Origin of the sequence: Providencia sp. PROV109, from assembly GCF_033681625.1 — a bacterium.
In the GTDB taxonomy this organism is placed as follows: Bacteria; Pseudomonadota; Gammaproteobacteria; order Enterobacterales; family Enterobacteriaceae; genus Providencia; species Providencia hangzhouensis.
On record NZ_CP096320.1, the window covers coordinates 1,869,364 to 1,882,907 of the forward strand.

General features: G+C 40.6%; 15 protein-coding genes and 1 pseudogene. 5 read left to right on the plus strand and 11 right to left on the minus strand.

Features of this window, described 5'->3' with window-relative positions; all coding sequences use genetic code 11:
- The first annotated feature begins 10 nt into the window (after positions 1-10).
- The 5 genes and pseudogenes from M1F25_RS08505 to cui all read left to right on the plus strand — a co-directional run bounded on the left by M1F25_RS08505 (position 11) and on the right by cui (position 5,578).
- Complete coding sequence (locus tag M1F25_RS08505; protein ID WP_004255651.1) at positions 11-1,114, plus strand: flagellar basal body P-ring protein FlgI; 1,104 nt, start codon at positions 11-13, stop codon at positions 1,112-1,114.
- Positions 1,114-2,094, plus strand: a pseudogene (gene flgJ, locus M1F25_RS08510) (flagellar assembly peptidoglycan hydrolase FlgJ). The gene M1F25_RS08505 and the pseudogene flgJ overlap by 1 nt, the downstream one beginning before the upstream one ends.
- Before the next feature lie 141 nt (positions 2,095-2,235).
- The gene (gene flgK / locus M1F25_RS08515) at positions 2,236-3,879 is read left to right on the plus strand and encodes a flagellar hook-associated protein FlgK (protein ID WP_181489582.1); all 1,644 of its coding nucleotides are present in this window, start codon (positions 2,236-2,238) and stop codon (positions 3,877-3,879) included.
- Between the two features lie 28 nt (positions 3,880-3,907).
- Positions 3,908-4,843, plus strand: coding sequence for a flagellar hook-associated protein FlgL (gene flgL / locus M1F25_RS08520; RefSeq protein WP_144141276.1), 936 nt, complete (start codon positions 3,908-3,910; stop codon positions 4,841-4,843).
- 201 nt (positions 4,844-5,044) lie between these two features.
- Entirely contained in the window at positions 5,045-5,578 is a 534-nt protein-coding gene (cui, locus tag M1F25_RS08525; protein WP_181489583.1) for a colicin immunity protein Cui, read from the plus strand.
- A 26-nt stretch (positions 5,579-5,604) separates the two neighbouring features.
- Here the strand turns inward: cui and M1F25_RS08530 are convergent, their stop codons facing one another.
- The 11 genes from M1F25_RS08530 to fliJ all read right to left on the minus strand — a co-directional run bounded on the left by M1F25_RS08530 (position 5,605) and on the right by fliJ (position 13,539).
- The gene (locus tag M1F25_RS08530) at positions 5,605-6,162 is read right to left on the minus strand and encodes a colicin-like pore-forming protein (RefSeq protein WP_144141643.1); all 558 of its coding nucleotides are present in this window, start codon (positions 6,160-6,162) and stop codon (positions 5,605-5,607) included.
- Positions 6,162-6,929: a hypothetical protein gene (locus tag M1F25_RS08535; protein WP_112308164.1), complete on the minus strand. Its 768-nt coding sequence runs from the start codon at positions 6,927-6,929 to the stop codon at positions 6,162-6,164. Before M1F25_RS08535 ends, M1F25_RS08530 begins: the two co-directional genes overlap by 1 nt.
- Positions 6,930-7,352: 423 nt before the next feature.
- On the minus strand, positions 7,353-8,132 hold the full coding sequence (fliR, locus tag M1F25_RS08540) for a flagellar biosynthetic protein FliR (RefSeq protein WP_094961177.1): 780 nt from the start codon (positions 8,130-8,132) through the stop codon (positions 7,353-7,355).
- A 2-nt stretch (positions 8,133-8,134) separates the two neighbouring features.
- A complete protein-coding gene (fliQ, locus tag M1F25_RS08545) occupies positions 8,135-8,404 on the minus strand; it encodes a flagellar biosynthesis protein FliQ (RefSeq protein ID WP_004255630.1) in 270 nt (89 codons plus the stop codon).
- Positions 8,405-8,426: 22 nt separating this feature from the next.
- A complete protein-coding gene (fliP, locus tag M1F25_RS08550; RefSeq protein WP_096864725.1) occupies positions 8,427-9,170 on the minus strand; it encodes a flagellar type III secretion system pore protein FliP in 744 nt (247 codons plus the stop codon).
- A gap of 12 nt (positions 9,171-9,182) precedes the next feature.
- The gene (gene fliO, locus M1F25_RS08555) at positions 9,183-9,641 is read right to left on the minus strand and encodes a flagellar biosynthetic protein FliO (protein WP_172412225.1); all 459 of its coding nucleotides are present in this window, start codon (positions 9,639-9,641) and stop codon (positions 9,183-9,185) included.
- Positions 9,642-9,663: 22 nt separating this feature from the next.
- On the minus strand, positions 9,664-10,080 hold the full coding sequence (gene fliN, locus M1F25_RS08560) for a flagellar motor switch protein FliN (protein ID WP_004255621.1): 417 nt from the start codon (positions 10,078-10,080) through the stop codon (positions 9,664-9,666).
- Positions 10,073-11,080 carry a flagellar motor switch protein FliM gene (gene fliM / locus M1F25_RS08565; protein ID WP_094961179.1) on the minus strand — a complete coding sequence of 336 codons (1,008 nt, stop codon included), beginning with the start codon at positions 11,078-11,080 and terminating at the stop codon, positions 10,073-10,075. The genes fliN and fliM overlap by 8 nt, the downstream gene beginning before the upstream one ends.
- 5 nt (positions 11,081-11,085) lie before the next feature.
- Positions 11,086-11,565 (minus strand): flagellar basal body-associated protein FliL, encoded by a 480-nt coding sequence (fliL, locus tag M1F25_RS08570; RefSeq protein WP_094961180.1) that lies wholly within the window; start codon positions 11,563-11,565, stop codon positions 11,086-11,088.
- Between the two features lie 162 nt (positions 11,566-11,727).
- Complete coding sequence (locus M1F25_RS08575) at positions 11,728-13,095, minus strand: flagellar hook-length control protein FliK (RefSeq protein ID WP_181489584.1); 1,368 nt, start codon at positions 13,093-13,095, stop codon at positions 11,728-11,730.
- Entirely contained in the window at positions 13,096-13,539 is a 444-nt protein-coding gene (gene fliJ / locus M1F25_RS08580; RefSeq protein WP_094961182.1) for a flagellar export protein FliJ, read from the minus strand.
- Between the last annotated feature and the right edge of the window lie 5 nt (positions 13,540-13,544).

The window sequence follows — 13,544 nt, forward strand, 5'->3', positions numbered from 1 at the left end:
AGATAATTCAATGAAAAACAAAGTATTAATTTTGCTATCACTATTTTTTTGCTTCACTTATTCAGCATACAGTGAGCGTATTAAAGATTTAACCACCGTTCAAGGTGTGCGAGATAACGCCTTGATTGGCTATGGTTTAGTTGTGGGCCTAGATGGGACAGGTGACCAAACCATGCAAACTCCATTTACCACTCAAAGTTTGAATAACATGCTGTCGCAAATGGGGATTACGGTGCCGCCGGGTACCAATATGCAATTAAAAAATGTGGCGGCGGTCATGGTCACCGCGAAATTGCCGCCTTTTGCGCGTACTGGGCAGTCCGTGGATATTGTGGTTTCCTCAATGGGTAACGCGAAAAGCTTACGTGGCGGTACGTTGTTGATGACTCCCTTAAAAGGGGTTGATGGGCAAATCTATGCGATGGCTCAAGGTAACATCTTAGTGGGTGGTGCGGGTGCCAGTGGTGGCGGCAGTAGTATTAAGGTCAATCAACTCAATGGCGGCCGTATTACCGGTGGAGCAACTATCGAACGCGAATTACCGAGCAGTTTTGGGCAAAATGGGGCAATTAACCTGCAATTAAACGAAGATAGCTTCACATTGGCACAAGATATTGCGGATGCAATTAACCGTATGGGCGGTATGGGGACGGCGTCTGCGTTAGATTCTCGGACAGTGCAATTACTGGTTCCTGCCAATAATCGCGACCAAGTGCGCTTTTTAGCACGGGTACAGGAGCTTAATGTACGTGCGCCAGTGGCTGAAGCGAAAGTGATCCTCAATTCACGCACCGGTTCTGTGGTGATTAACCGCAGTGTAACACTAGACAGCTGTGCTGTTGCACATGGCAGTTTAGCGGTCACAGTCGAAAGACAAACTCAAGTGAGCCAACCGGACACCCCATTTGCAGGTGGGCAAACCGTAGTCACTCGTAATACGAATGTTGGGGTACGTGATCAGGGTGGGGCACTCCAAAAAGTCAACGCAAGTGTGCAATTAAACCAAGTTATTCAAGCCCTAAATACACTCGGTGCAACGCCAAACGACTTGATGTCGATACTGCAAGCGATGGAAAGTGCGGGTTGTTTACGTGCAAAACTGGAGATCATCTAATGAGTGACATGCAGCTATTGCAAGGTGCCGCATTTGATTTACAGTCACTGGGGCAGTTAAAAGGTGAACTGAATAAGAATTCGGAGCAAGGGCTGCGCCATGTCACGCAGCAACTTGAGGCAACATTCGTTCAATTGATGTTAAAAAGTATGCGTGACGCACTCCCACAAGATGGCTTATTTTCCAGCGACCAAACACGCATGCTCACCAGTATGTATGACCAGCAAATCGCCCAGGACCTGTCGCAAAAAGGTTTAGGTTTCGGGGAAATGATGTACCAGCAGCTTACACGAGACCAACACACGTCAAGTGGGCCCACATCCAATAGTCTGTTGCCGTTAGATGAAAAAACAGTGCAATCATTACCGCCATTTAATATGGAACAAATGATGCGCCACTTTGCACCAATGGGCGATGCATTATCGGCACCATTTTGAAAAATCAAAGCGTTATCGCTAAATAGCAGTAATTTTATTAGCCGTTTAATTGAACCTGCAAAAGCGGCAAGCCAAAACAGTGGTATTTCACATTTTCTGCTATTGGCTCAAGCGGCATTAGAAAGTGGTTGGGGTCAGCGAGAAATTCTGAAAGCAGATGGAAAAACCAGCCATAACCTGTTTGGTATAAAAGCAGGAAAAAACTGGCAAGGGCCCGTCACGAATATTATGACAACAGAAGTGATCAACGGAAAAACCATCAAAATGCGGGATGATTTCCGCGTTTATGGCTCTTATGAAGAGGCGATTGCCGATTATATCAATTTATTGACGGAAAACCCGCGTTACAAAGACGTCAAAAAAGCGCCGACACCAGAGATTGCTGCGCGCCGTTTACATCAAGCTGGGTATGCCACAGACCCAGGTTATTCGGACAAACTGATCACCTTGATTAACCAGATACGCGGTCATCAACCCGCGGCGAATACCTCTGCATCAAGGGCTGTTCAGGCATATACCATAGACTTAAACGATATTTTCTAAAAATCCGGAATTATTGCGCGTTTGGACTAAATAATTACGCTGAATTTCCGATAACCAAATATGCACTAAATAATTTGCGTTGCTATCGCTCTCATTGTGTCAGCCAATGATGGCGATAAGCATCCAGAACAGGAAAAGCTTATGCTGAACAATGTAATGAATAATGCGCTCAGTGGTGTGAACGCTGCACAAGGCGGGTTAAGTGTTATTTCTAACAACTTAGCTAACGCAGGTGTGGGTTACTATCATCGCCAAAGTGCTGTTTTCGGGGAGAATCCCGGTACGATGACACCTAATGGCTATTTTGGTAACGGCACTTATTTCAGCCATGTTCGCCGTGAGTTTGATGAATTTATCAATGCGCAGTACAGCCAATCCCGCGCACGTAGCGGTGACTATGAGGCATACGTTAAGAGCTGCAATAAAGTTGATGATTTGCTTACTAATGATATTGAAGATATTTCAAGTAATATCGGTAGCTTCTTCACCGCGTTAGACGCTGCCTCCAGCGATGCAAGTGACAAAACCTTGATTGACGTTTTCTTAGGAAACTCAAATGCATTATTAGGCCAGTTTAAAGAAGCGGATCGTCGTTTGCAGGAAATGGAACGGGATATTAATCACCAGATAGAAAATAAAGTGAAAGATATCAATATCTACGCTGAAAAAATTGCGGGTTTAAACCAACAAATTTCTCGGATCCGTTCAGTAAGTGGCTCAGAGCCAAACGACTTATTAGATGTGCGTGACCGTTTAGTCAATGAAGTTAACTCATTGGTTGGTGTCAAAGTTATCGAACAAAACGGTAACTATAACGTGACGTTTGCTAATGGCTTACCGTTAGTCACGGGTGAAAAAGCGAATCGCTTAGAAGCCGTCCCTTCTTCTAAAGATGATAGCCGTTTTAGCATTGGCTTTGTGGGCGCGAATGGCCAAGCACGGGAAATTCCTGATGAGTCATTCCGTGGTGGGGAACTCAGCGGTATCTTGCGTTCTCGTCAAGAAGTTATGGACCCGGCTTATCAAAAACTCAATAAATTAGCATTGGTTTTTGCGACCAAATTCAATGAAGTGCACAGCAAGGGGTACGATGCCAACGGCAACACCGGTAAAGACTTCTTTGAAATTGGTAAAGGCTCTGTTGTTAGCAACACTCATAATAGTGGTAAAGCAGACTTTGATCTCAGTTATAGCGATGTGTCTAAAGTCACAGGTAATAACTACGAAATGCGCTTTGACGGCAATGAATGGAATGTCACACGTTTGCCAGAAGGTATTAATGTTCCTGTGGATTCAAATACGGCAGGGACACTGAAGTTTGATGGTTTAGAGATCAAAATCAGCAACAGTACTGGTATGTCAAAAGGTGACTCATTCTTGGTAAAACCAGTAAGTGGTGTAATCAACGGTATGCAGACCTTGGTCAGCAATGCATCCGATTTTGCGGCGGCTGGAAGTAAAGACAGTGGCCCAGGTGATAATGAAAACATTAAACAACTGGTTAAACTGCAAGACGAAAAACTGATTGATGGTAGTTCTACGTTCTCTGATTTCTATGCGACATTAGTTAATGATGTGGGCAGTAAAACTAAACAAGCGCAAATTGATTCTGAAACACAGAACAAAATGACCGAGAGCTTCTATGAGCAAGAACAAGCTATTTCGGGCGTGAATATGAATGAAGAAAGTATTCAGATGCAGAAAATCCAACAGTTTTTCAATGCCAATGCGCAAGTATTAAAAACGGTGGATGATTTATTTAACGCATTAATGCGTGCATTCTAAATATTAGCGATAGGATAAGGACTTAGCGATGCGTTTAAGTACCAATATGATTTATCACCAACGCTTACAAGACATGAACAGTGCGCAAGCGCGTTGGATGGATGCAGGAAGTCAATTAGCTTCTGGTAAGCGTGTAAGCAAGCCTTCTGATGACCCGCAAGCGTCTTCGCAAGCGGTGCGGATTAACCAGTCAGAGAACCGAAATCAACAGTATGTTGCTAGTCGTGGGTTTGCCAAAACAGGAATGACGCTGCAGATGAGTATTTTGACTCAGATGACAGATGTGACGACGCAAATTGATACCACCATTATTCAGGCATCAAACCAAGGTGCTTTAAGCGATAAAGACCGTAATACTTTGGCTGAGCAACTCACGGGTTTGAAAGAACAATTAGTGGCGTTAGGTAATTCGACTGATGGGAATGGTCGATATATTTTCGCAGGTTTTAAATCAGATAAACCACCCTTTGAAATTGATGCTAACGGTGATGTGTTGTATCACGGTGGCGATAAAGCGATTATGCAGAATGTGGCGAGTGACCGTGAGATGACGACTTATTTCACTGGCGCACAAGTGTTTGAAACCGATAGCAATAATGTGGTCAATATTTTTAAAGCGCTGAACATCGGTATCGAATCACTGAAAAAGCCATTGCAAGGCGCACCACAAGCAGATTTAGACCAAGCGCAAGCTGAGTTAGGTGAAGCGAACCGAGCCATCAAGTCCGCATTAGATCAAATTTCTAATATTGAAGCTAAGCAAGGTTTACAATTACAAGAAATTGATAAATTAGATTTTTTAGCGGATACGCGCTCGATTCAAAATGCGGCTCGCAAAAGTGAGTTGTTAGAAACTAACTGGACTGGCACCACCACAGATTATTATAAAGAAAAAGCGATGTTTGAAGCCTCACAAAGTATTTTTAAAGACTTAAACAGCATGTCACTTTTCGGCAGCCGTTAATTATTTAATATTCTTTTTACTCACCGCGCTTTGGAGTGATCCAAGCGCGGTTTTTTTGAGCTTTAAAAATGCTATGTTAGACAATATGTTATAGATTTGATGTAAAAAATTTGAATTAATGTTTTATTACGCAATAAACTTTAATAATTAAATGATAATATGTATTATTCTCATTTGAGTGTTTTGTGATATAGGAGATTTATGCGAGTTTTTAAGGTAAATACTAAATGGGTTTTCACTATTATTGTTTTATTAGGAGCTATTCCTTTAGCTGCAATATGGCTAAATGTGTTCTCAAATTCTACTGTAACTAATATTAATAACTGGTTGGGTGAGTTACCTGTAATTTACTCAGATAAATTTCCAAATGAAAGCTACATGTCAGCATTATATTGTAAAATAACTCCTTTAATTTCTGTGTTATATTACATACTTATGTGGAACTCTATAGAAATAAAAAAAGAACACTTTAAGTTATACAATGATGGAATTCTCACGCTAATTTTTGGTTATTTAATTTCTATTTTTATTATCGGTATAATGACATATATAAATTATTTCTTAGATTATAATATATCATCTGGAAATAGAAAATTAAGTTCAATCTCTGCATTCGAATTTACTTCTTTCATTTATTATTATGCGATTTTTATTTCTATATTCATTGTTACTTGTTTGGCCATAAATGCATTTATATTTTTACCTGTAAAATATAAATTAAAAAGATGGGGATAAAATTTCCCCTTTCTTTCTTCTAGAATTTAGTTAGCCAAGGGAATAAGCTCTTTGTTGACCGCATCAGCAAAGTTAGCATCAATAAAAGATGTAACCACACTTGTTAGTACAATAGTAGCTACAGAAATGGCTGTTGCTGAAAGGGTAAATGGTAATAATAAGCTTAAACTTCCAGCGGTAAATGCTAATACAATTGGTGTTGCTACTCCAGCTAAAGCCATAGCTTCAACTTCTAAAAGTAAAGGTTTCCAGTCACCAGTTTCAAAACCTTCTTCAACTTTGTTTTTTATTTTATCAAATTTTAAAAATTTATCAGCAATTTTAAAGGTAGTTCCTAATTTATATAAATTTTCAGATAATTTTTTTCCGTCAACTGCCTTAATCGCTTGAGTTATGGCGGGGAGATCTTTTTTATGGATGTTAAGATAAGGATTGCTGAGTGATTTTCCTAGAATTCTTAATGCATCATTTGTGTTTTTTATTTTTTTACCTTTAAATGTATTTAATTCATTAATGATTTTATTAGATGTAGACTTATATTTATCACCAAAAAACTTAGATGCTTTTTCACCTACATCTGTCATTATTTCTGATGCAGACTTAATTGCCTCATTTGTTTGTAATTTTTCAATCTCATTTTTAACTTTACTCTGAATTTTTTTAAGTCATTATCAGCTTGACTTCTAGCTATAGCTTCATTAATAAGGGTATCTAATGCTGAATAACTTTCAAGATCTTGAGGCATCTTCTTGTAAAACTCTTTAGAAGCATCATTGAAGTTGCCTTTTTTAATTGCCTCTATCATTTTTGGGTAGTTTTTAATGTTTTTAGTGCCACCTAAAGTATTTAAGTACGTTAAAACCGTAGCCGTTTTAGGGTTTATTTTACTAAATATTGTACTTTTAATATCCCTGTCAATGTATTGAACCCTCCCATTCGCCACTCTTCTATGTAATAGATCAAATAGGTTCATATACTTTGAGAACATTTCATTTCTAATTTTTTTAGTAGGAATAATACCATTCTTATGAAGGGTATTAGCGAGTTGGTTTTCTACTTTATTACGGTATTCATCATAAACTCTAACGAATGGAACACCAACACTCATACTTTTTACCATTGCCTTCTTTACATCTTGCTCATTGGGGCTTTTTAATAATTCCTCGCATAGTTTTCTGAAATAAATACATTTCGGCTCACCACATACAGGGCAGATCATGTCAGGTTTCATGCAATATACATTAGCAGCATCACTTAACGAAATATTACCATGTGCTGTGGGAGCGATTCCATCGTATATCAAATTATCACGGAAACTACTATGTGGGGTAACTACCATTACATCATTCATCTGATTTCCTCTTTATGAAAATATAAATAAATTACAATATTTAAATACATTCATTAAAGAAATGAAACAATACACAAAATATAATGACACTTATTAAAATATTAATGAAAAGTCAATGATGTGAGAGAATGGCTATTGTGACATGTTCAGAGCGACACTGGCATATAAATTTACTTGCGAAAATAAATTAATTTTATACCTAAATTTTAGTTAGGTTTAGTATTGGGTATTTACTGAGACTGTCATTAGATAGTTTAGAAATGTATCAAATAATAGGTGATATTTACAACTATACTAGTTGCTTTTAATATAGACTACAAATAGGAAATTAAATCAGTTTTTCTTGGGCTACTTTAATTATTAAATTCGAAAAATTACTTTGATAATAAATTAATCATTAATTAATTGATTAATTATCTATTCTCAAACAAACAAATTAAACATCAACGATAACTGCTCGAAAGCTTGGTGGACCAAACGCTCGGTATAGCGCGGGAGGATAGAAATAATCAGCCCTAACATACTAATTCCAATGGTAAGCGTTAAAGGAAAACCGACCACAAACACCGATAGCTGCGGGGTCATGCGGTTTAGAATACCCAAAGCAAGGTTAAGAATGAGAAATAGTGTAATGAACGGCAGTGCTAGCATTAACCCATTAATAAATATAGTGTTAGCAAATTGAGTAAATACCCAAAAACCATCGCGATTTAATGGTGCGGTTTGAATTGGGAGCAGTTCAAATGAATTGACCACGATATAAATAAGCCACAAGTGCCCATCGAAAGCGAGAAACAATAAAAGGGTGATGACGTTAAATATACGACCTAAAATAGGCATATTGGGTCCACCTGTTGGGTCAAAAAAGGTGGCGAACGATAACCCCATTTGCAAACCAATCACTTCCCCCGCATGACGCACGGCAGCAAATGCCATTTGCATTGTTAACCCCATTGCAATACCAATCACCATTTGCTGCACGATAACCCATAACCCCATGGCAGAAAATAGGGGAATATTCACGACAGGAAGTTGTGGGGAAACAATCAACACAACAAAAAAGGCCAGAGCGACACGAACTTTGGTAATTGCCTGTTTTTCATTAAAAAAGGGCGCTGTACCAAGCAGCGCCAAAAGGCGTATGAAAGGGTAGAAACCTTGGCTTAGCCACAGTGTGAGTGTTTCACTGGTAATGGTTAGCATTGTTAGCCAATAATAAACGGTAAGTTGCTAAGCAATGACCGCATATAGTCGGTAAGCAGATTCAGCATCCAAGGCCCTGCAATAATAATCACAGAAATAACCGACAAAATTTTAGGGATAAAAGATAGCGTCATTTCATTCACTTGCGTGGCGGCTTGCAGTAAGCTGATAATTAAACCCGCCGCCAAAGCGGCTAATAACAAAGGGGCAGCTAGCATCAGCGCAATTTTCATCGCTTCAGTTCCCATCGCCATTACTGATTCAGGTGTCATAACTACTCCGAGTAAAATAATCCTAATTAAAAAAGCTTTGCGATAATGAGCCAAGCAATAGTTGCCAACCATCAACTAATACAAACAACATTAATTTAAATGGCAAGGAAACTGTTGCAGGTGGAACCATCATCATCCCTAATGCCATTAAGACACTGGCAACCACTAAGTCAATGATTAAAAACGGAATAAAAATAGTAAAGCCAATTTGAAATGCGGTTTTTAGTTCGCTGGTAATAAAGGCTGGGACTAAAATACGTAATGGAACATCTTTCGCTTCTTGAATTTCACCCACTTTGGCTATTCTTGCGAATAGGGCTAAGTCGGATTCGCGTGTTTGCCCTAACATAAAGGTTCTTAACGGTGCTGTTCCTTTCTCTAAAGCGGTTTCGAGGCTAATTTTGTCTTCGCTAAAAGGCTGGTAGGCTTCGCGGTAAACTTGGTCTGCAACGGGTGACATCACAAAAAAGGTCAAAAACAGTGCTAAACCTAATAAGACTTGATTCGGGGGAGCGGAGGGCGTTCCGAGCGCGTTACGCAATAAACCTAAAACAATAATGATGCGAGTAAAACTGGTCATCATTAATAATAAGGCGGGAATAAAGCCCAATAAGGTCAAAAATAAAAGCGTTTGAACAGGTAAAGACCAAGTTTGTCCGCCATCAGCCATTGAATGGCTAATCACGGCAGGTAGTGCCGCAGAAGCGGAGTTTGGCAATAAAAACAAGAGGGCAGTAATCGTGAGTAAAGATTTTAGAGGTAACATGAGCGCTTCCGATTACTTATGCATAAGTGTAACTGAAGCCGCACATTTTGCAGCCTCTTGTTTTTTCTTTAATAAAGACTGAAAGGTGAGCGGTTCAGTTGGCAATGTCTCAGTGACTTCAGGTGCAGCCGGGTATTGGTGTAAGAGGCTGATATTTTGTGTCGTAACACCTAATACCAAACACTCATTATTCACCTCAATAACCACAACGCGTTCTTTATTACCTAATGAGCAACGGCTTTTGACTTTTACGATTTGCTCCTTGCCCATTTTTTGGGGAGCAAATCCTAATTTTTTCACCAACCAAGCACCTGCTAGTATCAATAAAATGATCCCCCCTAAAGCCCCTGATATCTGCGTTAAGCTATCATTGTGGTCAATAGCAGGAGTATTAGGTTCACCGGAGGAAACGGTTGTTGATAAAAAAGGCACAGATATCGGTGCCTGCTCAGTTTGATTGGGTATTGCCATTATCAGCGACTCACGTGGTTAATTAACGACTTAAACGGCGCATACGTTCGGAAGGCGTAATGATGTCAGTAATACGAATACCGTAATTATCTGAAACCACGACCACTTCTCCCTGCGCAATTAAATAGCCATTGATTAAAATATCCAGTGGCTCACCCGCTAAGCCATCCAGTGAAACCACAGAGCCTTGGGATAAGCTCAGTAGTTTTTTAATGGTCATTTTAGTGCGACCCAATTCAACTGAAAGACGGACAGGAATGTCCATGATCATATCGATATCAGACAGTTGATTTAGCGGGTTTTGTCCATCAAAGTTGTCGAAAGCCTGTGCACCAGCTGAGGCGGATTCCGCTTTTTTTTGCTGTTCCAGCGCTTCAGCCCACAGGTCTTCACTGTCGTGATTGGTTGATGCATCAGGAGAGTTCTTCGCCTCACTCATTGGTACTTTCCTCATCTAGAGTGTTTAATACAGGGTTAATCAAATGTTCTACACGCAATGCATACTGGCCATTTTGAGTACCGTATTGACTGGTTAATACGGGAACGCCATCAACATTAACGATGAGGCGGTCAGGTTTCTCAATTGGGATCACATCCCCTTTTTGCAGTTGCAGTAAGCGAGAAATTCGCATTGGAATGTCAACAAAGTTGGCAACCAACTCAAGTTCAGAACGTTTCACTTGGGTGACAAGGTTGGTGACCCAAGTTTCATTTTCTTGGTGGCCTTGTTCCATTGGTGGGTTTATTAAACGTTCACGTAATGGCTCAATCATGGCGATCGGAATACAAATACTGAATTCACCAACGGTATTGCCTATCTCCACTAAAAACGGTGTGGTAACGACAATGTCATTAGGGGAGGTGGTGATATTAGTGAATTTGACTTGGATTTCAGAACGTACATATTCCACTTCAATATCAGCGATTGGCTTCCAAGCATCGCGATAAGCCCCTAAAGCTAACTTGAGCATGCGATTGATAATGCGTTGTTCAGTATTGGTAAACTCTTTACCTTCTTGCCGTACAGGAAAGCGGCCGTCTCCACCAAATAGATTGTCGACAGCGATGTAAACTAATGCGGGCTCAAAGGTAAACAGTGCCGTGCCTCGTAAAGGCGGCATATGGATTAAGTTTAAGTTAGTCGGTACGGGTAAATTACGCGCAAACTCATGGTAAGGTTCAATTTTAATACCGCCCACCGTAATATCTGGGCTGCGACGTAACATATTGAACAAACCCATACGGAACTGGCGAGCAAAACGTTCATTAATGATTTCGAGAGACTGCATTCGCTCCCTAATAACTCGACGTTGAGTATTCGGGTCGTAAGGGCGAACATTATCTTTCCCTTGAGTCTCTGGCACAGGCGTACTGCTTGATGGTGCATCATCATTAAGCAGCGCATCAATTTCGGCCTGAGATAAAATATTATCGCTCATGAATATTACCGCAGAATAAAAGTAGTAAATAACACATCAGAAATATCCTGATCGGTATCACCTGGGATCAGGGTAGGGGTGAGTGTTTGCTTGATATCTTTCATTAACTGCAACTTACCTTCATGCGTCTCAATATTTTTTGCTTTTTGCTCTGAAAGTAGCAGTAACAAACGGCTACGCACTTCAGGGAGGTATTCATGAAGTTGTTTGCGCGATTTTTCGTTCGCAAGTCGCAAAGTCACATGGATATAAAGCACACGATCAGGTGCATCGGCTGCACCTGCCAAATTGACGGTAAATGGCTCTAACTCCATAAAAATGGGTTGTGGCATGTTCGGGCGCTTTTCTTCCTCACTCGCCGTTTGCGTGCCTTGTTGTGTCGTCCACCAGGTATAACCCCCAAACCCTGCGCCAGCAAGGGCAAGAAGGGCAAATAGAATAAGCAACCCTTTGTTGGAACTTTTTGATTTTTTGCTCGACGACATTTAGCTGAATTCCTGTTTCTTGGATGCTAAACCCAAATGGGTTTTTACGTTATGATCTCTAGCATTATGGCTTGGTTGCCAAGAGTTAAAGGAGTGAAAAACGAAACAAAAAGGCGGTAACTCGGCGCTTTAGCTAGGAAATTACCGCGATTCGTTTGTTTTTTATGCAAAAGTGTTAATGCCACCTTGTCTTGATGCTACATTTTTAGGTGAAACAGTGGCATTTGCTTCGCTGATACCAACAGCACCAACGGATGGATGTGTCGCTTGAATTTGGCCATCGTTTTGGTGCGCATTTTGCTGCGAGCTATCGGATTGCTGGTTCAAGTTATCTTGGCCAACAGAGCCTTGAGCAAGATGAATACCACTTTCTTGTAGCGCACTGCGTAGCACTGGCATCATGGATTCCATGGCAGCACGTACATGACTATGTGGAGAGACAAAATGCATTACTGCTTGGTTATCTTCGATGCGTAAATGCACATTTAGTGATCCTAACTCTTCAGGGTGCAAGCGAATTTGTGCCTGAGATATTCCTTGGCGAGAGAAAAATAACATATGTTGGCTTAATTGCTGCTGCCACGCTTCGCTACCTAATTGGCTGGCTAAATGCATGGTTGGAGCAGCCGTTGGCGCATTTATGGTTGCCGCTTGGGCTGTTGATGTCGTTGGCATCATGCTAACTGGCGCGGTCGTTGTATGCTGTGAGGATGTGGTGGTAAAAGCACCAGTCTCAGTTTGTAGTGTAAATGCGCCTTTCGCGGTTTGGTTCAGGGCTTCACTTGAAACATTTTGTAGGTTTAATACTGGGTCTTTATCACTCACTTTTTTATTCAATGGCATGAAATCAGCAGTTAAATTTTTACTGCGTATATCTCGTGGGTTATCAAAGGGAAAAAGAGGCTGGTCACGACGTTCTTCTTTTTCATTCTTAATAAATACCCCAAGTTCTGGGCCATCTTCTTCGCCTGCGATTTGTTGCTGTGAACCTTCCAGATGTTTGCCATCATCTTCATTAATGATGCCATCTGCATTATCCGTTAGGTGCTGCATTTTTTGGGTAAATGCGCCTAAAACCGAGTGTGCTTCTGTTTTAATAGTTGTATTTGCCGTTGCTTGTACTTGGCCAGTTAATGACTGTTTTAGGCTATTTAACCACGCTTGCTCGTTAGCATCTTTGCCTGTTAATAACTCAGTGTTAAGTGCAGTTTGCACGCTATCAGCACGCAAGTTACGGCTAAAGTTCAGTTGCTCAATGGCATTTTCAGCCGTTTTTTGCCCAACCTTGGTTTGTTCAATCGTTTCTTTACTCGCTATTGCCAGTTTGTTATCAACAATGCCTTTGTTAAGTGCTTCTTCATTGATCGGTTGATTAGTGACATTTTGTTTTTCAATCGGTTGCTGGTTATCAAGCATGGCTTGAAAGGGGAGTGCAGGGGCTTGATTTTCATCAGCGCGCGATTCATTTTGTTGTATATTGCCATTTTTAGTCGATGATGCGGTTGGCACATTCAGGGCGTTGATGTCCATTTATTGAGGTCTCCGTAAAGTCGCTCGTTGAGCAAATTCATCCATTTGCTTTTGTTCTAAGCGGTTTTGACGTTGGTATTCAGTATGTTCAGCACGTTGAATTAACGTATCGAACGCGTTGACACGCTGTTGTTTTTCTTGCCAATGGCGGTTAGCTTCGTTAACGCGTTGCTCCCATAAATTCAGTTGTTGCTGCTGTTGTTCAATGGTCAGTTCCAATGTGACCAAAAATTGCTGATAATTCTGCCACTTATCCGATTCCATACCCGTATGCAAGGTTTGGTTGAGTTTTTGACGATATTCGGATTGGTAGTTTTCCAACATATTTAGTTGCTGCGCCATTTGGGTGTGGGTTTGGCGTACTTGAGCTAACACTTTCGCTGCTTCTTCCGAGGCTTCAACAGCTAAGGTGAGTAATGTTGTTAAGGCATTATTTTTGGCCATTTATC